This window comes from Streptomyces sp. NPDC001816 (assembly GCF_042892235.1).
In the GTDB taxonomy this organism is placed as follows: domain Bacteria; phylum Actinomycetota; class Actinomycetes; order Streptomycetales; family Streptomycetaceae; genus Streptomyces.
Map to the genome: position 1 here is coordinate 985082 of NZ_JBIATY010000001.1, position 22178 is coordinate 1007259.

21 protein-coding genes are annotated in these 22178 nt (G+C 72.7%); 17 read left to right on the forward strand and 4 right to left on the reverse strand.

Annotated features, from left to right (window positions below; translation table 11 throughout):
• The first annotated feature begins 131 nt into the window (after positions 1 to 131).
• The 5 genes from ACFYZZ_RS04505 to ACFYZZ_RS04525 all read left to right on the forward strand — a co-directional run bounded on the left by ACFYZZ_RS04505 (position 132) and on the right by ACFYZZ_RS04525 (position 5999).
• Positions 132 to 1214 (forward strand): CPBP family intramembrane glutamic endopeptidase, encoded by a 1083-nt coding sequence (locus ACFYZZ_RS04505; RefSeq protein WP_389171422.1) that lies wholly within the window; start codon positions 132 to 134, stop codon positions 1212 to 1214.
• A gap of 78 nt (positions 1215 to 1292) precedes the next feature.
• Positions 1293 to 3059: a gamma-glutamyltransferase family protein gene (locus ACFYZZ_RS04510; protein WP_389172022.1), complete on the forward strand. Its 1767-nt coding sequence runs from the start codon at positions 1293 to 1295 to the stop codon at positions 3057 to 3059.
• A 90-nt stretch (positions 3060 to 3149) separates the two neighbouring features.
• Entirely contained in the window at positions 3150 to 3995 is an 846-nt protein-coding gene (locus ACFYZZ_RS04515) for an inositol monophosphatase family protein (protein WP_389171425.1), read from the forward strand.
• Between the two features lie 88 nt (positions 3996 to 4083).
• Positions 4084 to 5493, forward strand: a complete 1410-nt coding sequence (locus tag ACFYZZ_RS04520) for a phytoene desaturase family protein (RefSeq protein WP_389171426.1) — start codon at positions 4084 to 4086, stop codon at positions 5491 to 5493.
• Positions 5490 to 5999, forward strand: a complete 510-nt coding sequence (locus ACFYZZ_RS04525) for an O-acetyl-ADP-ribose deacetylase (RefSeq protein WP_389171429.1) — start codon at positions 5490 to 5492, stop codon at positions 5997 to 5999. The genes ACFYZZ_RS04520 and ACFYZZ_RS04525 overlap by 4 nt, the downstream gene beginning before the upstream one ends.
• A 213-nt stretch (positions 6000 to 6212) precedes the next feature.
• On the opposite strand, the gene ACFYZZ_RS04530 is transcribed toward ACFYZZ_RS04525, so the two are convergent.
• Positions 6213 to 6689 (reverse strand): SRPBCC family protein, encoded by a 477-nt coding sequence (locus tag ACFYZZ_RS04530; protein ID WP_389171431.1) that lies wholly within the window; start codon positions 6687 to 6689, stop codon positions 6213 to 6215.
• 194 nt (positions 6690 to 6883) lie between these two features.
• On the opposite strand from ACFYZZ_RS04530, the gene ACFYZZ_RS04535 reads away from it, so the two are divergent.
• On the forward strand, positions 6884 to 7621 hold the full coding sequence (locus tag ACFYZZ_RS04535) for a flavodoxin family protein (protein WP_389171434.1): 738 nt from the start codon (positions 6884 to 6886) through the stop codon (positions 7619 to 7621).
• A gap of 110 nt (positions 7622 to 7731) precedes the next feature.
• Positions 7732 to 8145 (forward strand): CBS domain-containing protein, encoded by a 414-nt coding sequence (locus tag ACFYZZ_RS04540; protein ID WP_389171436.1) that lies wholly within the window; start codon positions 7732 to 7734, stop codon positions 8143 to 8145.
• A gap of 12 nt (positions 8146 to 8157) precedes the next feature.
• Here ACFYZZ_RS04540 and ACFYZZ_RS04545 read toward each other — a convergent pair whose 3' ends face one another.
• Positions 8158 to 8460, reverse strand: coding sequence for an SHOCT domain-containing protein (locus tag ACFYZZ_RS04545; RefSeq protein WP_389171439.1), 303 nt, complete (start codon positions 8458 to 8460; stop codon positions 8158 to 8160).
• Positions 8461 to 8548: 88 nt separating this feature from the next.
• Positions 8549 to 9007, reverse strand: coding sequence for a DUF6325 family protein (locus ACFYZZ_RS04550; protein ID WP_389171442.1), 459 nt, complete (start codon positions 9005 to 9007; stop codon positions 8549 to 8551).
• A gap of 257 nt (positions 9008 to 9264) precedes the next feature.
• Here ACFYZZ_RS04550 and ACFYZZ_RS04555 point away from each other — a divergent pair, with 257 nt between their 5' ends.
• The 6 genes from ACFYZZ_RS04555 to ACFYZZ_RS04580 all read left to right on the forward strand — a co-directional run bounded on the left by ACFYZZ_RS04555 (position 9265) and on the right by ACFYZZ_RS04580 (position 16896).
• A complete protein-coding gene (locus ACFYZZ_RS04555; protein ID WP_389171443.1) occupies positions 9265 to 10170 on the forward strand; it encodes a YhjD/YihY/BrkB family envelope integrity protein in 906 nt (301 codons plus the stop codon).
• A 137-nt stretch (positions 10171 to 10307) separates the two neighbouring features.
• Positions 10308 to 11648 (forward strand): hypothetical protein, encoded by a 1341-nt coding sequence (locus ACFYZZ_RS04560; RefSeq protein ID WP_389171445.1) that lies wholly within the window; start codon positions 10308 to 10310, stop codon positions 11646 to 11648.
• 112 nt (positions 11649 to 11760) lie between these two features.
• A complete protein-coding gene (locus ACFYZZ_RS04565; RefSeq protein ID WP_389171447.1) occupies positions 11761 to 14418 on the forward strand; it encodes a LuxR C-terminal-related transcriptional regulator in 2658 nt (885 codons plus the stop codon).
• 14 nt (positions 14419 to 14432) lie between these two features.
• Positions 14433 to 16061: an MFS transporter gene (locus ACFYZZ_RS04570; RefSeq protein ID WP_389171450.1), complete on the forward strand. Its 1629-nt coding sequence runs from the start codon at positions 14433 to 14435 to the stop codon at positions 16059 to 16061.
• An 18-nt stretch (positions 16062 to 16079) separates the two neighbouring features.
• Complete coding sequence (locus ACFYZZ_RS04575; RefSeq protein WP_389171453.1) at positions 16080 to 16598, forward strand: hypothetical protein; 519 nt, start codon at positions 16080 to 16082, stop codon at positions 16596 to 16598.
• A gap of 100 nt (positions 16599 to 16698) precedes the next feature.
• Complete coding sequence (locus tag ACFYZZ_RS04580) at positions 16699 to 16896, forward strand: hypothetical protein (protein ID WP_386576123.1); 198 nt, start codon at positions 16699 to 16701, stop codon at positions 16894 to 16896.
• 39 nt (positions 16897 to 16935) lie between these two features.
• On the opposite strand, the gene ACFYZZ_RS04585 is transcribed toward ACFYZZ_RS04580, so the two are convergent.
• The gene (locus ACFYZZ_RS04585; protein WP_389171456.1) at positions 16936 to 18345 is read right to left on the reverse strand and encodes a DUF2252 domain-containing protein; all 1410 of its coding nucleotides are present in this window, start codon (positions 18343 to 18345) and stop codon (positions 16936 to 16938) included.
• A 249-nt stretch (positions 18346 to 18594) separates the two neighbouring features.
• On the opposite strand from ACFYZZ_RS04585, the gene ACFYZZ_RS04590 reads away from it, so the two are divergent.
• From ACFYZZ_RS04590 to ACFYZZ_RS04605, 4 genes are all read left to right on the forward strand, one after another.
• Positions 18595 to 19239 (forward strand): HdeD family acid-resistance protein, encoded by a 645-nt coding sequence (locus ACFYZZ_RS04590; RefSeq protein ID WP_389171459.1) that lies wholly within the window; start codon positions 18595 to 18597, stop codon positions 19237 to 19239.
• A 155-nt stretch (positions 19240 to 19394) separates the two neighbouring features.
• Positions 19395 to 19862, forward strand: a complete 468-nt coding sequence (locus ACFYZZ_RS04595; RefSeq protein ID WP_389171460.1) for an SHOCT domain-containing protein — start codon at positions 19395 to 19397, stop codon at positions 19860 to 19862.
• Between the two features lie 33 nt (positions 19863 to 19895).
• Entirely contained in the window at positions 19896 to 20348 is a 453-nt protein-coding gene (locus tag ACFYZZ_RS04600; protein WP_386576118.1) for a hypothetical protein, read from the forward strand.
• A gap of 259 nt (positions 20349 to 20607) precedes the next feature.
• Positions 20608 to 22035, forward strand: a complete 1428-nt coding sequence (locus ACFYZZ_RS04605; protein WP_389171463.1) for an MFS transporter — start codon at positions 20608 to 20610, stop codon at positions 22033 to 22035.
• The last annotated feature ends 143 nt before the right edge of the window (positions 22036 to 22178 follow it).

The window sequence follows — 22178 nt, forward strand, 5'->3', positions numbered from 1 at the left end:
ACGAGCGTAGAGCGCGGCCCGGACGGCGGGCACCGGCCCTGAGATCGAGACCGGTCCCCACCCAGCGATAGAGGCACCGTTCGTGCCGCGGGGCGATGTCCGGGCCGGGCGCCGCCGGAGAGAGTGGGGCCATGACGATGCCACCGCTGCCCGACCCCTTGCCCTACCACCGACTCGCCCGGCTCTCGGTGCGCCACCGCTGGTGGCGCCCGCTCGTGGGGACCCTGGTCGTGGCCGTGGTCTACATGATCGTCCTGGCCGTCCTCTACGGCGTCGCCGACGAGTGGGGCTCCCGGCGGGGATACCCCAAGGACCCCGACGGATTCGTGGAGTTCGGCGCCGTCCCGGGCACCGCCCTGGACCTGATGGCCATCGCCGCCGGAATACCCGTCGTGCTGCTGGCCGTGCGCTGGATCGGGCAGCGCCCCGCGGGCACGCTCTCCTCCGTGACCGGCCGACTCAGATGGCGCTGGCTGGCCCTGTGCGCGCTGACGGCCCTGCCGATCCTCGCCCTGTCGACGGGCGGCATGCTCCTGTTGCCCGACGACGGCGGCGAGGAGTTCCGGTGGGCGGGATGGACGGTCTTCGGGCCCGCGCTCGCCATGCTCGTCGTCCTGGTCCCCCTGCAGGCGGCCGCCGAGGAGTACGTCTTCCGGGGCTGGCTGACGCAGGCCGTCGGCGGCTTCGTGCGCTCGCCCTGGTTCGCACTCCTGCCCCAGGCCGTCCTGTTCGCCGCCGCCCACGGCTGGGGCACGCCCTGGGGGTTCGCCGACCTCGTGGTGTTCGGGGCGGCGGCGGGCTGGCTGACCTGGCGGACGGGCGGTCTGGAGGCGTCCGTCGTGCTGCACACGGTCAACAACCTCTTCGCCTTCGGCGCCATGGCGGCCACCGTCGACGGACTCAAGAGCGACGAGACCGCGGCGGACGCGACCTGGCAGCTGGTCCCCCTCGACGTCGCGGGCATCGCGCTGTACACGGCAGCGGTGGTGTGGCTGCTGCGCCGCCGCCCCCAGGTCCGCACCGCTCCCGCTCCCGCGCCCCTCCCGCCCGGCCCCGCGCCCGCCTTCGCCACCCCGTACCCGCCCGTCGCGGGCTTTCCCGCGCCGCCCCTGTGGGCAGGCCGTCCGGCACCGGGCACACCGGAACCTGCGGCCCACCAGGGTCCGGACCAGGGGGAGATCCCTCCGTGGAGCGGAACCGGGTCCGCTCGATAGCCTGCTGACCGACCTGCTCGAACAGCGAGGTGACCCGTGCAGTTCACCACCCGGCCCACCCTCCAGGGCACCTTCGGCATGGTGTCCTCCACCCACTGGCTGGCCTCCCAGTCGGCGATGGCGGTCCTGGAGGACGGCGGCAACGCGTTCGACGCGGCCGTGGCCGGAGCGTTCGTGCTGCACGTGGTGGAACCGCACCTGAACGGACCCGCAGGCGAGGTGCCGATCCTGCTCGCCCCGGCGGGCGGCGAGGTGCGCGTGCTGTGCGGACAGGGCGTGGCCCCGGCCGGTGCGACGGTCGCGCACTACCGGGGGCTCGGTCTTGATCTCGTACCCGGTACCGGACCGCTCGCGGCCGCCGTGCCCGGCGCCTTCGACGCCTGGCTGCTGCTCCTGCGCGACCACGGCACCAAGTCCCTCGACGACGTCCTGAAGTACGCCATCGGGTATGCCGAGCACGGGCACGCGCCCGTGGAGAACGTCGGCGCGACCGTGGAGAGCGTCCGGGAGCTGTTCGAGACCGAGTGGACTTCCTCGGCCGAGGTGTACCTGCCGGTCGGCAGGGCGCCCCGGCCCGGGGAGCTGCTGCGCAATCCCGCGCTCGCCGCCACCTGGAAGCGGCTGCTCGCCGAGACCGCCGGGGCCGGTGACCGTCAGGCGCGGATCGACGCCGCGCGCGAGGTGTGGCGCTCCGGCTTCATCGCCGAGGCGCTGGTACGGCAGTCCCGGCGGCCCACCCTGGACACCAGCGGCGAACGGCACACCGGCACCCTCACCGCGGCCGACCTCGCCGGCTGGTCGGCGAGCTACGAGGCGCCGGTGACGTACGACTGGAACGGCTGGACCGTGTGCAAGGCCGGCCCCTGGAGCCAGGGCCCCGCCCTCCTCCAGCAGCTCGCCCTGCTCCCGCCCGAGCTGCCCTCCTACGGCTCGGCCGACTACGTCCACCTGCTGATCGAGGGCTGCAAGCTCGCGATGGCCGACCGCGAGGCCTGGTACGGGGACGCGGCCGAGGTGCCGCTCGCCGAGCTGCTCTCGGACGGCTACAACGCCGGGCGGCGGGCCCTGGTCGGCGCCAAGGCGTCGTACGAGCTGCGCCCCGGCAGCCCCGGCGGACGCGCTCCGCGCCTTCCCGCACAGGCACGCGCGCGCGTGGAGGCCGGTCAGGGCACCGGCTTCGAGCCGATGGGCGTGGGCGAGCCGACCGTCGCCGAGCCCCGGGTCGCCGCCGACGGCAGCACCCGGGGCGACACCTGCCATCTGGACGTCGTCGACTGCTGGGGCAACATGATCGCGGCCACGCCCAGCGGCGGCTGGCTGCAGTCCAACCCGGTCGTGCCGGAGCTGGGCTTCCCGCTCGGCACCCGGCTGCAGATGACCTGGCTGGAGGAGGGGCTGCCGAACTCCCTCACCCCCGGCCGCCGCCCCCGCACCACCCTCACCCCGTCCCTGGCCCTGCGCGACGGCGTCCCGGTGCTGGCGTTCGGCACGCCCGGCGGCGACCAGCAGGACCAGTGGCAGCTGCACTTCCTCCTCGCCGCCGTCCTGCGCGCCCCGGTCCGCGGCGGCCTCGACCTGCAGGGCGCCATCGACGCCCCGAACTGGCACAACGACAGCTTCCCCAGCTCCTTCTTCCCGCGCGGCCGCCGCCCCGGCAGCGTGACCGTGGAGTCCCGCACGGACCCGGACGTGATCGGGGAGCTGCGGCGGCGCGGCCACGACGTCACCGTCGGCCCCGCCTGGTCGGAGGGCCGCCTGTGCGCGGTGGCCCGGGACCCGGAGACCGGCGTGCTCTCTGCCGCGGCGAACCCGCGCGGGATGCAGGGATACGCGGTCGGCCGGTGACGGAGGTCCGGCACCCGCTTTTCATCCCGATTCCACCTCGCGTCCACCGGACGGGCGGGGATTGTCAGTGGCGCGTGTTCTCATGGACGCATGATCCAAGACACGGAAACCATCGACGAGTTTCTCACCCGCTGCTCGGCAGACGTCGAGGAAGCGGTCCGCAAGGCCGCCGCCACCGAGATCCTGCCCCGCTTCCGCCGCCTCGCCGAGCACGAGGTGGACCAGAAGAGCGGACCGCACGACCTGGTGACCGACGCCGACCGGCTCGCCGAGCAGCAACTCACCGAAGCCCTCGGGGCACTGCTGCCCGGCTCGGTGGTGGTCGGCGAGGAGGCGGTGCACGCCGACCCGGCGACGTACGACGCGATCCAGGGCGAGGCGCCCGTCTGGATCATCGACCCGGTCGACGGCACCCGGCAGTTCGTGCACGGCGACGACGGCTTCTGCACCCTGGTCGCACTGGCGCACCGGGGCACCGTCCTGGCCTCCTGGACCTACGCCGCCGCGCGCGACCAGTTCGCCACGGCCGTCCGCGGCCGGGGCGCCTTCCTCGACGGCGAGCGGCTGTTCGCGGGCCCGGCCGCACCCGGCCGTGACCTCACCGTCGCCACCTCCCACCCCGACTACACCACCGACGGGCAGAAGCACGCGCTGCGCGCCCTGTGGACCGACGGCCTCGCCCCGCGCCCCTGCGGCTCGGCGGGCCTGGAGTATCTCGCCGTAGCCCGGGGCGAGTTGGACGCCGTGGCGTTCTCCTGGGAGGCCGCCTGGGACCACGCGGCGGGCCTGCTCCTGGTCGAGGAGGCGGGCGGCATCCACCTCACCCGCACCGGCGAGCCGTTCCGTGTGACCGGTGCCAACGCGCTGCCGTTCACCGCCGCCCGGGACGCCGGCACCGCCCGCCGGATCGTGGACCTGCTGCGCACCGGCGCCTGAGCCACCCGGCCCCGGGGAGTGTCAGTCCCCCGGCATATCCTGAACCTGAGTGGCCATCGGCTGACGAAGGGGTCCGAAGGTGCCGTCGATGCTCGATGCGGTCGTGGTGGGTGCGGGACCGAACGGACTGACCGCTGCTGTGGAGCTGGCCCGCCGGGGCTTCTCCGTCGCCCTGTTCGAAGCACGGTCCACCGTCGGCGGCGGCGCCCGCACCGAGGAGCTGACCCTGCCCGGCTTCCGGCACGACCCGTGCTCGGCCGCCCACCCCCTCGGCATCAACTCGCCCGCGTTCCGCGCACTGCCCCTGGAGCGCTACGGCCTCCAGTGGCTGCACGCCGACCTGCCCATGGCGCACCCGTTCCCGGACGGCACCGCGGCCGTGCTGGCCCGTTCCGTCGCCGAGACGGCCGCCTCCTTCGGCCCGCGCGACGCGGGTGCCTACCGCAGGCTGGTCAGGCCGTTCCTGCCCAGGTGGGACACGCTCGCCCAGGACTTCATGTCCCTGCCGCTGACCGCGCTGCCGCGCGACCCGGTCACCCTCGCCCGCTTCGGCCTGGCCGGGCTGCCGCCCTCCACCGTGCTGATGCGCCGCTTCCACGACGAGCGGTTCAAGGCCCTCTTCTCCGGCCTCGTCGCCCATGTCATGGCCCCGCTGAACGGCCTCGCCACCAGCGCCATCGGCCTGGTCTTCGCGCTGGCCGCGCACGCCCGCGGCTGGCCCGTGGCCCGCGGCGGCTCCCAGGCGATCTCCGACGCCCTCGCCGCCTACCTCCAGGACCTCGGCGGGGCCGTGCACACCGACTACGAGGTCAAGCGCCTGGACGACCTGCCGCCCGCCCGCGCGTACGTCTTCGACACCTCGCCCGCCGCGCTCGCCCGCATCGCCGGCTTCGGCGGCTACTACGACCACTACCGCTACGGCCCCAGCGTCTTCAAGATCGACTACGCGCTGGACGGCCCGGTCCCGTGGACCGCCCCCGAGGCCCGGGTCGCCGGCACCGTGCAGATCGGCGCGAGCAAGGCCGAGATCGGCACCGCCCTGCGCGCCGCGTCCCGCGAGGGCCGTGCCCCCGACCGGCCGTTCATGATCACCGTGCAGCCCAGCGTGGCCGACCCCACCCGCGCCCCCGAGGGCAAGCACGTCTTCTGGGCGTACGGCCACGTCCCCAACGGCTGGACCGGCGACCTCACGGACGCCATAGAACGCCAGCTGGAGCGGTACGCCCCCGGCTTCCGCGACCGGATCCTCGCCCGCGCCACCGCGGGCCCGGCCGAGATGGCCGCGCGCAACGCCAACTACGTCGGCGGCGACATCGCCTGCGGCGCGGCCTCCGGACTCCAGCTCCTGCTGCGCCCCAGACTGTCCCTGTTCCCGTACCACACCCCCCATCCGGCCGTCTTCATCTGCTCCTCGGCCACCCCGCCGGGACCCGGCGTGCACGGCATGTCGGGGCACAACGCGGCGAAGGCCGTCTGGAGAAGGCTGAGGCAGGCATGACCACCATCACCCTGGCCCAGGGCGACATCACCGCGCAGAGCGCCGACGCGATCGTGAACGCGGCCAACTCCTCACTGCTCGGCGGCGGAGGCGTGGACGGCGCGATCCACCGCCGCGGCGGCCCCGCGATCCTGGAGGAGTGCCGCAAACTCCGGGCCTCCCACTACGGCAAGGGCCTGCCCACGGGCCAGGCCGTCGCCACCACGGCGGGCAATCTGGACGCCCGCTGGGTCATCCACACGGTGGGCCCCGTCTGGTCCGCCTCCGAGGACCGCTCCGACCTGCTCGCCTCCTGCTACCGGGAGTCCCTCCGCGTGGCCGACGAGCTGGGAGCCCGTACGGTCGCGTTCCCGGCGATCTCCACCGGTGTGTACCGATGGCCGATGGAGGACGCGGCACGGATCGCGCTCGACACGGTGCGGGCCGCCCGGACAGCCGTGGAAGAGGTGCGGTTCGTCCTTTTCGACGAGCGGGCCTTCGAGGTGTTCACCCGAGAACTCGGCTGAGGGAGCGTCGGCGCCGCGCGGCCCTCGCCTCGCCGCTTTGCTCGCCCCAGGATCGGTGCACGGGGCGGGCAGGCGTAGGGGGAGTGCGCCTGCCCGCCCCGGCGTGCGATACCCCGCCGGGAGGTCAGGGGCGGAAGAGGTACCGCGGGCCCCACAGGAGCCATCCCGTACAGCGCAGCGGGCGCGCAGGGTGTCACCCCTGCCGGGCCGGCGTCATCCGCTGCCCGTGTGCAGCAGGTCCCCATCAGCGCGTTCGCCGCGTTCGCGCAGCGCGATCCGGGCCAGCTTCGTCAGCATCATGCCGTTGCGGATTCTGACGACGTAGTCCACGGGGAGTCCGTGCATCCGGGTGCCGGGGCCGCGGAGCGGGTGCCAGTCGAGGACGAAGAGAGTGTGCTCGCCCCAGGGGATCAGGTTCATGGCGATGCGGGCCGCACCGAAGGGATCCGCCTTCGCCTCCAGCTCCAGGCGGTGCCGCGGCTCGCAGATGCGGACGACACAGGTGTCGTCGAGGGTCAACGGGCCGGCGCCGACCCGGACTTGCAGGCGTGCGCCCACGGCGGGCCAGTGCGGGTCCGCGGCGAGCACCTGCTGGGTTCCGGTCACCCACTCCCCGTAGCGATGGCCGTCGGCGAGCAGGCTCCAGACCTCGGACGGCGAGCTGAGGATCAGACGGCGGTTCCGGGCCAAGCCGACCACACTCCTTCCGGGGATGCCTTCTGGAGGACGGGGGACGAGGGAGGGGGCTTCTCGACGGTAGCCGCGCGGTACACCTGGGGCATCCGGAGGCACCGTGGTGGCGGCCGCCAAGGTCGTCCCGCAGGCTGGAACCGGATGTGAACGCGCCGTCGCACACCGTGCCGCCAGGGTTCCGGGAGGACCGCATGACCGCTTCGTCGCCCGCCACCGACACACCGCCGGCCCGCTACGACGACCTGCGGGCCATGGTGATCAACTGCACCCTCAAACGCTCGCCGGAGGTCAGCAACACCCAGGGACTGATCGACCGGAGCACCGCCATCCTGGATGCCCAGGGTGTGCACGTAGATGTCGTCCGGGCCGTGGATCACGACATCGCCACCGGTGTGTGGCCCGACATGAGAGAGCACGGCTGGGAGAGGGACGCCTGGCCGGACCTGTACCGGCAGGTCATGGCGGCCGACATCCTCGTGCTGGCCGGCCCCATCTGGCTCGGCGACAACAGCTCGGTGACGAAGCGGGTGATCGAACGCCTCTACGCCTGCTCCAGCCTGCTCAACGACGCCGGCCAGTACGCCTACTACGGAAAGGTCGGCGGCTGTCTGATCACCGGCAACGAGGACGGCGTCAAGCACTGCGCCATGAACGTGCTCTACAGCCTGCAGCACCTCGGATACACCATCCCGCCCCAGGCGGACGCCGGTTGGATCGGCGAGGCGGGCCCCGGCCCCTCGTACCTCGACCCCGGCTCGGGTGGTCCGGAGAACGACTTCACCAACCGCAACACCACCTTCATGACCTGGAACCTGCTGCATCTGGCCCGGTCGTTGAAGGATCTCGGTGGCATCCCCGCCTACGGCAACCAGCGCACCGCCTGGGACGCGGGCTGCCGCCGTGACTACGAGAACCCCGAGCACCGGTAGGGCGGCGCGGTCGGTCCGGGACATCGCGCGGGGACGCGGACATGCTCGTACGGTGAAAGAAGGACGCCCTTGTTCACCCGTACGGGCGTGTGTTCCAGGAGGTTGAACCGATGACCACCGCCGCAGAGATCATGCATCCCGGGGCCCAGTGGATCCCGGCGACCGAGACCCTCGACCGGGCCGCTCAGCTGATGGCCCGTCTGAACGTGGGTGCGCTGCCCGTCAGTGACGCCAACGAACGACTGTGCGGCATCGTCACGGACCGTGACATCGTCGTGAAGTGCGTGGCCAAGGGCCACGATCCGTCGAAGGTGACGTGCGGAGACCTGGCTCAGGGCACGCCGCGCTGGATCGACGCGGACGCGACCGTGGAGCAGGTGCTGGACGAGATGGAGACGCACCAGATACGCCGGCTGCCGGTGATCCAGGAGAAGAGGCTCGTCGGCATCATCAGCGAGGCCGATCTGTCCAGGCACCTGACGGACCGCCAGATCCACGACTTCGTCGATAAGGTCTACGCCTGACACCGACCGAGGTCAGGCACCCAGGAGCCGGCGCTTCTGACTCTCGAACTCCTCTTCCGTCAGGACCCCTTGTGCCTTCAGGTCGGCCAGCTGCTTGAGCTGATCGATCCTTTGGGTCATCTCGTCGGGGGCGGCGGGCTGCGGTGCGGGAGGAGCGGGCGGCGCCGGCTCCTGCTGCTGTGCATAGGCCTGCTGCTGTTCGTAGTCCTGCTGCGCCCATCGCCCCGCCTGCCGTCGCGAGACGCGGTTGGACACGGCGGTGGCGGTTCCGGCGACGACGGCGGTGCGTGCGACGCCCCGAAGCAGTCCGGGCATGTGCGGTCATCTCCCATGATTCGGTCCGGCCGTTCGGACGACCGGTGTTCGGTCCCGTGGTTCAGGCGACCGGTGTCGGCGCGGCCGTTCAGGCGACCGCGGAGCCGCCGGGGGGAGTCGTCTCCTCCGTGGCGTCCAGGGACGCCAGCAGGGCCTGCACCGGGATACGGCCGCTCGCGACGAGCTGGGCCCCGCTGCGCCTGAGCGCGCGGGCGAGGGGCGCGGCCCACACGTTCTCGTACACCAGCACCGCGGCCGAGTTGCCGGGCTCCAGTGCGTTGCCGGCCTCCTCCAGGTCGCTCTGGTCCAGCACGCCGGCCGAGGCGCCCTCGAAGACGGTCAGATCGACCTCGTCGCCGAGGTCCTGCAACTCCAGTGCGACGACCGAGCCGTCGGTGTCCTTGCGCAGGAAGGCGAGGTCGATGATCCGGACGAGGCCGCGATCGACCAGATCCACCAGCAGGGGGAACGCCTCGCCCGTCATACGGTTGCCGGGGAACTCGATCACCAGGTAGTCGACCGGGCCCATTTCTTCGATGCCGTTCATGGCCACTCCTCGGGAACAGGGGAGGGGGCCGTCCGCGGCTCCGTGGCAGCCCACCCGCGTCGGCGGTCGTCAGCCCTCCTGGCCATTGCAGCACGCGCCCCAGAGCCTCGCACATCCGCGCACGCCCCCCCGCCCCGGCCTCCGGGTGCCGCCGGGTGCCCCCGCCCCCACTCTGGTCGGAGGGAGAGGAGCGCCGGAGGAAGAGGAGCGTCGAACGGAAAGGCGCGTCGAAGGGAAGGCGTGTTGAAGGGAAAGGCGTGTTGAAGGGACAGGGGAAGCGGCGTCCCGGGCCGGGGTGGTGGAAGCGGCGCAGCGCCGAGCTGGTGGCCCGGGCGAAGGCGCTGCACCGAGAGGCGGAGACCCGGTTCCCGGTCGTCACCCATCTCGTGGACCGCATGGTGTCCGTGAACATCTTCGACTCCGCCACCCGGCTGGCCGCGCAGTGCTTCCTCACCGTCATCCCCCTGCTGTTCGTGATCGCGGCCTACGCTCCGCCGTGGCTGAGGCAGCAGCTGCTCAGGTCCGTGCACGCGGTGCTGGGCCTGAATGGTGACGCTCAGACCGAGCTGCAGAAGGTGCTCCAGCCGACCACGGAGGATCTCCGGCAGGCCACCGGCCTCGTCGGCGGACTGATGGTGCTGGTCTCGGCCACCGCCGTCAGCCGGGCCCTGCAGCGGCTCTGCAAGCGCGCCTGGGAGATCCCCAGAGCGGGCACCCGCGTCGCCCCCTGGCGCTGGGTGGCCTGGCTCCTCCTGTGGCTCGGGGCGATGGTCCTGCAGGGCCCGATACGCGACGGATTCGGCCTGGGTGCCTGGCTGGGCATCCCCCTCACCCTGGCGACCCAGATGGGCCTGTGGTGGTGGACGCCGCATCTGCTGCTCGGCGGCCGGATCACCTGGATGCCCCTGCTGCCGGGCGCCGTCATCACGGCGGTCGTCCTGACCGTCCTGACGAGCACCGCGCCGCTGTACATGCCGAAGGCCATCAACCGGGCCCTGGCCGACTACGGCTCCCTCGGCCTGGTGTTCCTGCTGCTGACCTGGATGATCGTGGTCTCCGTCGCGGTCGCCGTCAGCATCAGCGCGGGCGCCGTCGTCGCACAGGAACCCCCGCTGGCGAAGCGCCTGGGCAGCCCGCCTCCGCGCTGGAGTCAGGAGACATAGGGCCTGTCCGAGTGTTCCCGCCTGCCGCGCGGCGTCGGACAGGCCCGGGTGTCCTCCATTCGGCCTGCCCAGCGCGCGCGGTGCCTGGGCGGCTGACGCAATGGGGGTTCAGGCACCCCCACCGCGCCGGAGGCACCGTGACCGAGCCGCCCGCCCCGCAGCCCCCGAGCCCGGACCACGAGCACACGGCCGGCGGCGGAGCAGGGGCGCGCCGGAGCGGGGGCGGGACGGCCGCGCGCGCCGCGCGCGGCACCGCCTCGGCCGTGCTCATCGCGCTGACCTGCATCCTCGTCCCCGTCGCCCTGCTCGCGGTCTGGGTGAAGGACATCGCACTCGACACCGACCGGTACGTGTCCACGGTCGCGCCCCTGGCCACGGACCCCGCCATCCAGGACGCGGCGGTCCACCGGATCACCGAGGCCGTGGGCGCTCGGGTGGACGGCCCGCAGGTCGCCGCCGACATCGCCACCTGGCTCCAGTCCCAGGGGCTGCCGCCCCGCGCCGCCGACGCTCTCAAGGGCCTGGGGCCGCAGATCGACTCCGCCGTGAACCAGGCGGTGACCAAGATCGCCACCCGTGTCGTCGACAGCGGCCTCTTCGCGACGACCTGGCGCACCGCCAACCGCGCCGCCCACCAGGCCGTCGTGCACGCCCTGACCGGCGAGGGCCGCGGTCCCGTCGGGGTCAGCGAGGGCACGGTCACCCTGAACGTCGGTACGGCCGTCGAAGAGGTGAAGAAGGAGCTGGTCGACGCGGGCCTGAAGCCCGCCGAGAAGATCCCGGACGTGGACAAGCAGCTGGTGCTCTTCCACTCCGACGAGCTGGCCAAGGCCCGTAAGGGCGCACACCTGCTCAACGTCGTCGGGAACTGGCTCCCCGTCCTCGTCGTCCTGCTCGGCGCCCTGGGCGTCTTCCTGGCCCGCCACCGACGCCGGGCCCTGGCCCGCACCGCCCTCGGCGCCGCCTTCGCCTGCCTGGTGGTGGCCATCGCCCTGGTCGTCGCCCGCCGCTACTACCTGGACCACCTGCCGCCCGAGGTGCAGTCGAAGGCCGCCGCCGCGGCCGTCTTCGACACCCTCCTCCGCTTCCTCAAGGTCAGCCTGCGGACGGCCGTCGTCCTGGGCATGGTCATCGCCCTCGGCGCCTACCTCGTCGGGCCGGGCCGCCTGCCCGTGGCCATCCGGGGCGCCTCCGACAACACCGCGGACTCCGCCGCCCGGTGGGCGGCCGCCCACCACGTCCACGCCGGGCGCGTCGGCACCTGGACGCTGGCCTACCGCAAGGGCCTCACCCTCGCCGCGCTGCTGGTCGTCGCGCTCGTCTTCGCGCTCTGGAACCACCCGACCGTGCTCACCATCCTGCTCCTGGTCGTCGTCCTGCTCGCCGTCCTGGCCGTGCTCGCGCTGCTCGCGGCCGGCGGCCGCACCGAGCAGGACGCGGCCCGAGCGGCGCCGCAACCGCCCGCCGACCAGCCCTGACGGCAAGCTGCGGGGGCTGCCGCACCCGCGTGAACTGCGCGGGAGCGCGAAGGCTGCGATTCTGATCGAGTGGAGCGCCGTCCACTGCCTCACAGACCGTGGTGGTGACCCGATGGCCACGAGGAAAGAGAACACCGGGGGACCGGCCGACGTGTGTGCCGATCCCCTGGGCGAGCCGTTCCTGCAGACGCGGTTCGCCCCACCGGCCAGACCGGCCACCTTCCTGCGCCGCCCGCGGCTGGTCGAACACCTGGACAAGGCCCTCGGCACGCCGCTGACGATGGTCAACGGCTCGGCCGGGGCCGGCAAGACCCTGCTGGTCGCGGACTGGGCCGCCGGGCTCGGGCGGCCGGTCGCCTGGTTCACCAGCGAGGCCGGGGACCAGGGCGCCGGCATGTTCTGGGCCTACGTACTGCACGCCCTGCGCGCCGCCGGCGTACCGCTCTCCGCCGACATCGGCTGCCCCGCGGACGCGAGCCGCGTGGACCACAAGCTGCTGGCACGCCTGGCCGACGAACTCAGCGGCCATGACCGGCCCGCGATCCTGGTGCTCGACGAGTTCGACCGCCAGAGCGCCCCCCAGATCGCCGAGCAGCTGGAGTTCGTCCTGCACCACGCCGGGCCCGGACTGCGGCTGATCCTCGTGACCCGCACCGAACCGCTGCTGCCGCTGCACCGCTACCGGGCGGCCGCGGCCATGACCGAGATCCGGGACGCCGAGCTGGCCTTCACCCCCGACGAGGCGGCCGACCTCCTGGAACTGCACGGCCTGCGGCTCCCGGCCGAGGCCACCCGGGCGCTGGTCGAGCGCACCCGAGGCTGGGCCGCCGGACTGCGCCTGTGCGCCATGGCCGCCCAGGAGAGCGAGGATCCCGAGGCCTACCTCAGGGAGTTCGAGGCGGGCCGGAGCACGGTCGCCGACTTCCTCCTCGCCGAGGTGCTCAAACGGCAGACGGCCCGCACCCAGGACCTCCTGCTGCGCGTCAGCGTCGTGGACCGCTTCTGCCCCGCGCTGGCGGAGGCGCTCACGGGCCGCAGCGGTCTCGAACCGGTCCTGGCCGGGCTGCACCGGCAGAACACGTTCGTCGAGGACGTCGGGCACGGCTGGTACCGGCTGCATCCGCTGTTCGGCGAGATCCTCCGGGCGCATCTGCGGGCCCGCCATCCGGGCCTGGAGCCGGAACTCCACCGGCGGGCCGGGCAGTGGCTGCGGGCCACCGGGTCCCTGCCGGAGGCGCTGGCGCACGGCGCCGCCGCCGGCGACTGGGAGTTCACCGCCGGTGCCCTCGTCGACGACCTCGCCATCGGGCAGCTCTTCACCGGCCTGCGCGCGGACGACCTCGGCGAGCTGTTCGCGCGGATGGGGCCCGAGGCCGAGGGCGCGGCCCCGGACGTGGTGCGGGCCGCCCGCGACCTGGCCGAGCACGATCTCGAACGGGGTCTGAACCATCTGCGCCAGGCCGAGGAACAGCTCGCCGAGGAGGAGCCCGATCCCGCGCTCCGGCTGAGCTGCGTGCTGCTGGAATCCCTGGCGGCCCGGCTGACCGGCTCTCCCTCCCGGGCCGAGAAGGCCGTGGCCACGGCCGAGGAACTGCGCCACGAGGTCCCGGCCCGCCTGCTGGACAAGCACCCCGAACTCACCGCCCTGCTGCTCACCCATCTGGGTTCGACCCGGCTGTGGGCCGGCAGCTTCGACGACGCCCGGGCCGCCCTGTCCGAGGTGGTCGGCTGCCCCAGCGGCGTCGCGACCGCACTGCCCCGCCAGGACTCCCTCGGACATCTGGCGCTGATCGACTACCTGAACGGCTGGCTCGGCCGGGCCGAACGCAAGGCGCTGGCGGCGCTCGGCGAGACCGAACAGTTCGGTCTCGACCGGCCCTCCGGCGCGGATCTCGGGCGGCTGGTGCTGGCCGCGGTGGCCGTCGACCGCGACGACCTCGCGCAGGCCCAGGCCCTCCTGGAGGAGGTGGCCGACTCCGGCCCCGCCGCGCTCGACCCGGTGACGGCGGCGGGCAGATCCCTCGTGACGGCCCGGCTGCTGCTGGCGCGGGGCGACCCACGGGCCGCCGCGGAGGCCGCCGACCCCGCCGTCCCGGCCGACGTGACCTCCCCGTGGGCCGAGGTCCACGCGGCGCTGGTCACCTCCGCCGCCCATCTGGCCGAGGGCCGGCCGGACACCGCCGCGAAGGTGCTGGACGAGGTGGCCTACGGCACCGAGCCCGCGTACGCGGCCGAGCTGGCGTGGGCCCAGCTCGCCGTGGGCAACCGGGACGCGGCCCTCGACCTGGTGGAACAGCTGCGCACCCGGAGCCGTACCGGCCCCGGGGTGAGCGTGTGTGCCGCGCTGGTGCGCGCCCGTGCCGCGCAGGACGCCGGGGACGTCGCGACCGCCCGCAAGCTGCTCGCCCGGGCCCTGCTGGAGGCCCGGCGGGAGCGGCTGCGGCGCCCGTTCCTGGAAGCCGGACCGCGCATCCGGCAGCTGCTGGACACCCCGCCGCTGCAGAGCCTCGCCGCGGGCTGGCTCACCCCCGGCGACCCCGCTCCGCGCGTGGCCGAGGAGCGGGCGCCGCTGGTCGTCGAGGAACTGAGCGGACGCGAGCTCGAAGTGCTGCGGCGCCTCGGCCAGCTGATGTCCACGGAAGAGATCGCCGCCGACCTGTACGTCTCCGTGAACACGGTCAAGACCCACCTCAAGAGCGTCTACCGCAAGCTCGGTGTGAACCGGCGCGGCGAGGCGGTGCGGCGGGCCCGTGAACGCGGACTGATGTGAGCCGAGGTGGCGGCGTGGGACATTGGCGAGCCCTGATCGTGCTCGGGACGGCCCAGTTCCTGATGGTCCTGGACACGTCCGTCATGAACGTGTCCATCAGCCAACTGGTCGAGGACTTCCACACCGAGGTCACCTCGATCCAGGCGGTCATCACGCTGTACGCGCTGGTGATGGCCGCATTCATGATCATCGGGGGCAGGCTCGGCGACATCCACGGCCGCCGTCGCCTGTTCCTGCTCGGCCTGGTCGTCTACGGCATCGGGTCCGCCCTGACCGCGCTGGCGCCCACCCTGTGGGTCCTCGCGCTGGGCTGGTCCGTCATCGAGGGCCTCGGCGCCGCGATGGTGCTGCCGGCCATGGCGGCCCTGGTCGCCGAGTCCTACCGGGGCAGGGACCGGGCGGTGGCCTACGGCGTGATCGGCGGGCTGGCCGGTGCCGGCATCGCCGTCGGACCGCTGCTGGGCGGCTGGGTGACGACGTATCTGACCTGGCGGCTGGTCTTCGCCGGCGAGGTCGTGGTCGTCGTCGCCGTCCTGTGCTTCCACCGGGTGATCAGCGAGTCCGCGCGTACCGGGGAGCCGCCCCGGCTGGACGGGATCGGCGCGGCGCTCTCGGCCGCCGGACTGGGCCTTGGCGTGCTCGGGGTGCTGCAGAGCAGCACCTGGGGCTGGGTGAAGCCGCGCAACCCGCCCTTCACTGTCCTCGGTTTCGCGCCCACCCTCTTCGTCGTCGCCGCCGGTGTGGCCGTGCTGGCCCTCTTCGTGCACTGGGAGCGCCGACGTGAGGCCAAGGGCGCCGACCCGTTGGTGGACTTGTCCCTGCTCCACGTACCGCCCCTGCGAGCCGGTCTGCTGACCCTGCTGAGCCAGAACCTGATCCTGCTGGGCCTGTTCTTCGCCATCCCGCTGTATCTGCAGGTGGTGCAGGGCTTCGACGCCTTCCAGACGGGGCTGCGGCTGCTGCCGGTGTCCATCACGATGCTCGTCACCTCCCTGGGCGCCGCCCGGCTCGGCCGGACCGCGGGGCCGCGCCGGGTGGTACGGCTGGCGCTGCTGATGCTGACGGCGGCCATCGTGTGGCTGCTGGCCACCATCGACCCGGTCATCGACGACGCCCAGTTCGCCGGGGCCATGGCGGTGCTCGGCATCGGCATGGGACTGCTCGCCTCGCAGCTGGGCAACGTCGTCCAGTCCAGCGTGGGCGAGGCGGAACGCAGCGAGGCCGGCGGCCTGCAGTTCACGGCGCAGAACCTCGGCTCGGCGCTGGGCACCGCACTCATCGGGTCGATCCTCATCGGCGCGCTGGCACACGCGTTCACGGTGCAGGTACGGGACAACCCCCAGCTGTCGGACGAGGCGCGCCGGCAGACCGGTGTCGCCCTGGAGGCGGGCGTCAACTTCGTGCCGACCGACCAGGTGCGCTCGGCGGCCGAGCAGGCCGGACTGCCGCCGGCCGAGGTCGACGCCGTCACCGAGTCGTACGCCGCGGCACAGCTCGACGGCCTGAAGGCGGCGATCCTCGCCACCGGCGGGATCACCCTGGCGAGTCTCCTCGTCACACCCCACCTGCCGACCGCACCTGCCCGGCGCGCGCGGCCGTCGAAGGGCGGCGCCCCGACCGGCGTCGCCGACGCCACCGAGTGAGTGCGAAAGGCCACGCCGATGTCCTCGACCGACGACACCACAGCACGGGCAGGCCGTGCCGGGCGCCGCAGCCACGCCGACTACACGGGCGCGGTCTACGGGTCGATGCTCGCCGCGTCCGTGATCATCGGCGCCGGCAGCCTCGGTCCGTTTCCCCGGCTGCAACTGGTGGTGCTGCTGGTGCTCACCGGCGTCGTCTTCTGGGTCGGGCACGTCCATGCCCAGCTGTTCGGCGCCCGCCTCGCGCAACGGCCCCTGGACCGTCCGACGATCCTGCGGGTGTGCCGCGAGGAGTGGCCGATCGTCAAGGCCGCCGTCCCGCCCGCCCTCGCCGTCGCCGTGAGCCCGCTGCTGGGCCTGGACCTGGTGGGTGCCGCCTGGCTGGCGGTCGCGGTGGCCGTGGCCGGGCAGGTGGGCTGGTCCGCGCTCGGGGCACGGAAGGCGGGAGCCTCCTGGGGGCTGGTGTCGGTCACCGCCGCGATCAATCTGCTGCTCGGCCTGGTGATCATCTCGTTCAAGATCGCCCTGACGCACTGAACCCGGACCCCGGATCACCTGTGCCGGGTGAGGCCGGGCGCCGCCGCGCGGAGCAGCATCGCAAGAAGACCGCAGCAGGCCCGCGGCGGGAGAACGGCACATGCGCTACGAGATCCGTGTCGATGGACTCATGTCGGAGACGCTGACCAAGGCCTTCCCTGAACTGGACCATGTGAAGATGTCCGGTCAGACGGTGCTGTTCGGACGCATCATCGACGAGGCGCACCTCTACGGGCTGCTGACCCGCTTCCAGTCGCTGGGGCTGCGGGTCGTCGAGATGCGGCAACTGCCGGAGTGACAGCGACGCTCACAGCACCGCCGTGAGTGACAGCGACGCTCACAGCACCGCCGCCTTGATCCGGCCCGAACGCGCCGCCTCGCCCAGGGCCGCGAAGTCCCGCTCGTTCTGGTCCGCGTACGCCTGCGCGAAATCGGTCAGCGCACGGTCGAAGCGGTCGCTGCCGCCCAGGTACGCGGCGATGGCGACGGGATCTCCGGAGCGGGCGTGGGCCCGGGCCAGGGAGGCCCCGCACACCTGGCCGAACAGGTTCAGCAGCGCCGGGCCCATCGTGTCCGGCCGGGCGATGCCCTTCCAGTCGCGCAGCTGGCGTACGTAGAAGTCCCGGCCGCGCCCGTCGAAGCCCACCACATGCGTCCAGCCCAGGAAGATGTCGCTGGTGGTCTGGATCAGCCGCTGCCCGGTCACCACCCTGCGGCCCTGGTTGTCGTACCGCTCGCCGCCCGTGTGCGCCGCGAGCACCGACTCCTGCGCCTCCTTGGCCTGCAGGAGCAGGGGATCGTCGTCGTCCCGGCCGAGCAGGAGCAGGATCCAGCACCGGGTGCCGACGCTGCCCACGCCCACCACCTTCCGGGCCATGTCCACCAGCCGGTAGTGACGCAGCAGGTGCCGCCGGTCCGAGGGCAGGGTGCGCGCGTAGTCCTCCAGCAGCGTCTGCAGCTCCTTGTCCTCGTTCTGTCGGGCGGCCGAGTCCTGCAGATCCCGCAGCGGGATGATCAGCGGCGGGTCCGGCATGATCCGCCGGCCCTCGGGCGTGCGCCGGGTGAGCTTGGCGAAGGCCTCCATCGAGGTGCGGGTACGGGCGCGCGCGGTCGCCTCGGCCGTACGGCGCCTGCTCTCCTTGTCCATCGCGGAGGCCAGCAGCGCGCGCATCTGGTCGGCGTCGTCCTGGGCGTACCAGATGTCCAGCGTGCGCATGCCGGCGAACTCCCGCATCCGCTCCCGGTAGGCCCTCACGCATGTGCGCACCGCGTCGTCCTGCCGCCTGGCCGGGAAGCCGTTGGCGCGGGCCGCGATGACGAAGCTGGCCGCCAGCCGCTTGACGTCCCACTCGAACGGCCCCGGAAAGGTCTCGTCGAAGTCGTTGATGTCGAAGACCAGATGGCGCTCCGGCGAGGCCAGCAGCCGGAAGTTCAGCAGATGGGCGTCTCCGCACAGCTGCACCAGGAGCCCGGTGTTCGGCAGCGGGCCGAGGTCCGTCGCCATCACGGCGGCCGCGCCCCGGTAGAAACGGAACGGGGATTCGAGCATGCGGCCGTAGCGGATCGGCACCAACTCGGGTACCCGGGTGGCCGACTGACGCTCCAGCACATCGATCACGTCGGGCCGGTCCGGCGCCGGCTCGAACACGTTGTGGCCCGAACGCGGGGCGCGGGTACGGGCGTCGCGGCCGTAGGCCGCTCGGTCGGCCAGTGACGAGGAGCCGGTGAAGGCGCTCGGTGCGGTCATGATCCACTCTCCGGTTCCGGCGGCCGGCCGGCCGTCCGCTCCCGGATCCGGCTGCCGCGGGGGCGGCAGGACCGCGAACGGCCAGCCGCCCGTGCACCCACCCCACCGCCGCGGCCGGACGGAGGGATCACCCGCGGTGGGTGACCCGGCGCACCGGCCCTGCGCGGCACCCTGTTCCGGTGAGGGGTTGCGCACGCCGCCCCCGCCGGCGGTCCGGAGGCGACCCGTTCGATCGCGCGAGGAGGAGCCATGACCGAGTCGCGTGGTCCGGTACCGACCGGACCGCCGCACCCGTCCGACGGGACGACCGCCGGCCCCAACGACGCCATGACGGCGCTCGCCGGGTCGTGGACCTGGATGCTGGGGTCGGCCGTCGTGACGTTCGTACCAGGCGTGCTGATCCTCGTCTGGCCGGACGAGACGCTGCACGTCCTGGCCGTTCTCATCGGCCTCTACCTACTGCTCGCCGGAGCGTTCCGGTTCGTCATGGCCTTCGCCCGCGAGGATCACGGCGAACGGTTCGCCGGGGTACTGATCGCGGTGCTCTTCGTCCTGGCGGGCGTGCTCGCTCTGCGCAACCCGCTGCAGACCATCACCGCGCTGTCGCTGATCGTCGGGCTCGCCTGGCTGGTTTCCGGCATCGTGACCCTCTACACCGCGATCTCGGCCAAGGACCTCCCGCACCGCGGCGCCCTGCTGGCCGCGGCGGTGCTCGGCATCGTCGCCGGGATCGTGGTGCTGGCCCTGCCCACCGAGTCGGCGCGGGTGCTGACCCGACTGCTCGGCCTGTGGCTCGTGCTGCTGGGCCTGGCCGAGGCGTGGGTCGCCTTCTCGTGGCGGTCCGCGCTGCGCCGGAGCGGCGTGCTGCCGGGCACTTCGGACCGGGCGGAGTGAGGGCGGGGCCTCCCACCCGCCGTCCTCACCCGCCACGATCACCCGCCTCGGGTGAGGACTCTCCCGCCTCGCCGTGCGCACGCTGAAAACGGCAGAGACCGGTCCGAGGGCTTCAGGAGCTCTTCCGGGCCGGTGCCCAGGATGGAGGAGAGAGCATGAGCGCGACGAACTACCTCGCGTACGACTATCCGCTGCTGAGCGCCTTCTGGACCATGCTGTGGTTCTTCCTGTGGATCCTGTGGTTCATCCTGCTGTTCCGGGTCATCGTCGACGTCTTCCGTGACGACGACATGGGCGGCTGGGCCAAGGCCGGCTGGCTGGTCTTCGTCGTCGTGGTGCCCTTCCTGGGCGTCCTCGTCTACGTGATCGCCCGCGGCAAGGGCATGGGGAAGCGGGAGATCGCGCAGGCGCGCGCACAGCAGGAGGCCTTCGACTCCTACGTCCGGGAGACCGCGAAGGGCGGCGCCCCGACCAGCAGCGTCGACGAACTGGCCAAGCTCTCCGAGATCCGGGCCCGCGGCGACATCACCGAGGACGAGTACCGCAGGGCCAAGGAGCTGGTTCTCAGCGGCGCCGGACCGGCGCAGCGCCCCGGCTCCACCCCCACCACGTCCGGACAGTGAGCACCACCCACGAGAACGAATCGAGGCAGCCGCATGGCCGCGACACACCCCACACGTCCCAGCCACACCACACGCGCAGCAGGCCAGCGCACCGCCAAGCAGGCGTGGGCGGGCGGCCTGACGGCCTTCGCGGGCGTCATGCTCCTGCTCGCCGGACTGCTCGGTGTGTTCCGGGGCATCATGGCGATCGCCCACGACAACGTCTTCGTCACGACGCCCAACTACGTCTTCAAGTTCGACCTCACCAGCTGGGGCTGGATCCACCTGGTCCTCGGCGCGCTCGCCGTGGTCGTCAGCTTCGGCCTGGTCCGGCCGGCACCCTGGGCACGCGTCGCCGGCGTGGGCATCGCCGGGCTGGTCATCATCGCCAACTTCCTGTCCCTGCCCTACTACCCGGTCTGGTCGGTCGTGATGATCGCGATGTCCGGGTTCATCATCTGGGCCCTGTGCGTCGTCCAGGGGGAAGAGACCACCATGAGCCCCTAGGGCACCGACCCGGTCGCAGGCGAACCCGCAGCAGCACCCGGCCGTAGGAGAACTCATGGAGCGGTGTCCGCCCATCGCCGACCCCGGCATGGACGGCCCCTCCAGACAGCGGCCCTGGTGTCGTCCGGCGGGAACGTCGACGGGTGGTGCACTCCCCGCTTCGACTCGCCCAGTGTGTCCGCCGCGCTCCTCGACAGTGAGCGCGGCGGACACCGCCGTCCGGCGGCGGGGCTCGAACCCACGGGCGGGGGCACCGGAGATGGCTGACCGGACAGAGCCGACGAAGGCGCCGCCGGAGCACCGGCGTGTCCTGGCCGCGCTGGCCCTCGCCCAGTTCATCTGCAGCTTCGCCGGCTCGAACATGAACGTGATGATCAACGACATCAGCAAGGACCTGGACACCACCGTCCAGGGCGTCCAAGTGGCCATCACCGTCTTCCTGTTGGTCATGGCCGCGCTGATGATCCCCGGTGGCAAACTGACCGACCGCTACGGCCGCAAGCGGTGCTTCGTGGTCGGCCTCGTCGTCTACGCGGTCGGCGCGCTGCTCAGCGCGGCGGCACCGGGACTCGGCGTCCTCATCCTGGGCAACTCCATCCTCGAGGGAGTCGGCACCGCCCTGCTCATCCCGCCGGTCTACATCCTCACCACGCTGCTGTACCCCGACCTGACGTCCCGCGCCCGGGCGTTCGGGATCATCATGGCGCTGGGCGGCATCGGGGCCGCGGCGGGACCGCTGATCGGCGGGCTCATCACGACCGGCATCAGCTGGCGCGCGGCCTTCGTGTTCCAGGCGCTGGTCATCGCGATGATCGTCTGGCTGAGCCGCGGCATCGAGGACCCCCTGCCCCCGGACCCGACCCGCTCCTTCGACACCGGCGGAGCGGTCCTGTCCGCGACCGGCCTGGTCCTGGTCGTCATGGGCATCCTGGCGGCGGACAACAACATCTGGCTGATGATCGCCCTGATCGTCCTCGGCGTCCTCGTCCTCGGCTGGTTCCTCCGCTTGTCGCGGGCCAAGGAACAGGCCGGCCGGGAGCCGCTGCTCTCGCTCTCCCTGTTCCGCAACCGCACCTCCAACCTCGGGCTGGTCACCCAGAACGTGCAGTGGCTGCTGCTCATGGGAACGTCCTTCACGGTGGCCGCCTACCTACAGGTCGTCCGCGGCTACGACGCCATCCAGACCGGAGTCGTCTTCACGGCGGCCACGCTCGGCCTGCTCGTGTCGTCGCTGTCCGCCGAGGGCCTGGCGCGACGGCGGTCCCAGCGGACGCTGATCATGACCGGCTTCATGGGCTCCGTCGCGGGTGTGGCGGTGCTGGTCGGCCTGGTCGGCAGCACCTCCACGGCCTGGGCCTTCGTCCCCGGGCTCCTCCTGATCGGGCTCGGCCTGGGCGTGATGCTGACCCCGTCGGTGAACGTGGTCCAGTCGGCTTTCCCGGAGGCACAGCAGGGCGAGATCTCCGGCCTGTCCCGCAGCGTGTCCAACCTCGGCTCGTCCTTCGGCACGGCGATCGCAGGCACCATCCTGGTCGCCGGCCTCAGCAAGGGCGCGTACGCCGCCGCGATGATCACGCTGGCGGTGATCGGCCTGGGCGGCCTGGCCGCGGCGGCCCTCCTCCCACGGGCACCGGGCGGCCCGACGCCCCACGGCACACCTGCCACGACGCCGGGCACGCACGCCTAGGGACGGACGACGGCGTGGAGCCTCGCGTCGCCGACGTGAGACGTGAGACTGAGACGTGATGCGTGAGACGTGAGCCAGAAGACACCACCCAGCCCCTCTCCCGGGTGCTCTGCCCGCGGGTGCGCGTGGCATCATCGGCCCAG

What these genes read in the sequence shown, in the direction of transcription:
- ACFYZZ_RS04505 (WP_389171422.1), top strand. Translation starts at nt 132, where the DNA reads ATGACGATGCCACCGCTGCCCGACCCCTTGCCCTACCACCGACTCGCC.
- ACFYZZ_RS04510 (WP_389172022.1), top strand. Translation starts at nt 1,293, where the DNA reads ATGGTGTCCTCCACCCACTGGCTGGCCTCCCAGTCGGCGATGGCGGTC.
- ACFYZZ_RS04515 (WP_389171425.1), top strand. Translation starts at nt 3,150, where the DNA reads ATGATCCAAGACACGGAAACCATCGACGAGTTTCTCACCCGCTGCTCG.
- ACFYZZ_RS04520 (WP_389171426.1), top strand. Translation starts at nt 4,084, where the DNA reads ATGCTCGATGCGGTCGTGGTGGGTGCGGGACCGAACGGACTGACCGCT.
- ACFYZZ_RS04525 (WP_389171429.1), top strand. Translation starts at nt 5,490, where the DNA reads ATGACCACCATCACCCTGGCCCAGGGCGACATCACCGCGCAGAGCGCC.
- ACFYZZ_RS04535 (WP_389171434.1), top strand. Translation starts at nt 6,884, where the DNA reads ATGACCGCTTCGTCGCCCGCCACCGACACACCGCCGGCCCGCTACGAC.
- ACFYZZ_RS04540 (WP_389171436.1), top strand. Translation starts at nt 7,732, where the DNA reads ATGACCACCGCCGCAGAGATCATGCATCCCGGGGCCCAGTGGATCCCG.
- ACFYZZ_RS04545 (WP_389171439.1), bottom strand. Translation starts at nt 8,460, where the DNA reads ATGCCCGGACTGCTTCGGGGCGTCGCACGCACCGCCGTCGTCGCCGGA.
- ACFYZZ_RS04550 (WP_389171442.1), bottom strand. Translation starts at nt 9,007, where the DNA reads ATGAACGGCATCGAAGAAATGGGCCCGGTCGACTACCTGGTGATCGAG.
- ACFYZZ_RS04565 (WP_389171447.1), top strand. Translation starts at nt 11,761, where the DNA reads ATGGCCACGAGGAAAGAGAACACCGGGGGACCGGCCGACGTGTGTGCC.
- ACFYZZ_RS04575 (WP_389171453.1), top strand. Translation starts at nt 16,080, where the DNA reads ATGTCCTCGACCGACGACACCACAGCACGGGCAGGCCGTGCCGGGCGC.
- ACFYZZ_RS04580 (WP_386576123.1), top strand. Translation starts at nt 16,699, where the DNA reads ATGCGCTACGAGATCCGTGTCGATGGACTCATGTCGGAGACGCTGACC.
- ACFYZZ_RS04585 (WP_389171456.1), bottom strand. Translation starts at nt 18,345, where the DNA reads ATGACCGCACCGAGCGCCTTCACCGGCTCCTCGTCACTGGCCGACCGA.
- ACFYZZ_RS04590 (WP_389171459.1), top strand. Translation starts at nt 18,595, where the DNA reads ATGACCGAGTCGCGTGGTCCGGTACCGACCGGACCGCCGCACCCGTCC.
- ACFYZZ_RS04595 (WP_389171460.1), top strand. Translation starts at nt 19,395, where the DNA reads ATGAGCGCGACGAACTACCTCGCGTACGACTATCCGCTGCTGAGCGCC.
- ACFYZZ_RS04600 (WP_386576118.1), top strand. Translation starts at nt 19,896, where the DNA reads ATGGCCGCGACACACCCCACACGTCCCAGCCACACCACACGCGCAGCA.
- ACFYZZ_RS04605 (WP_389171463.1), top strand. Translation starts at nt 20,608, where the DNA reads ATGGCTGACCGGACAGAGCCGACGAAGGCGCCGCCGGAGCACCGGCGT.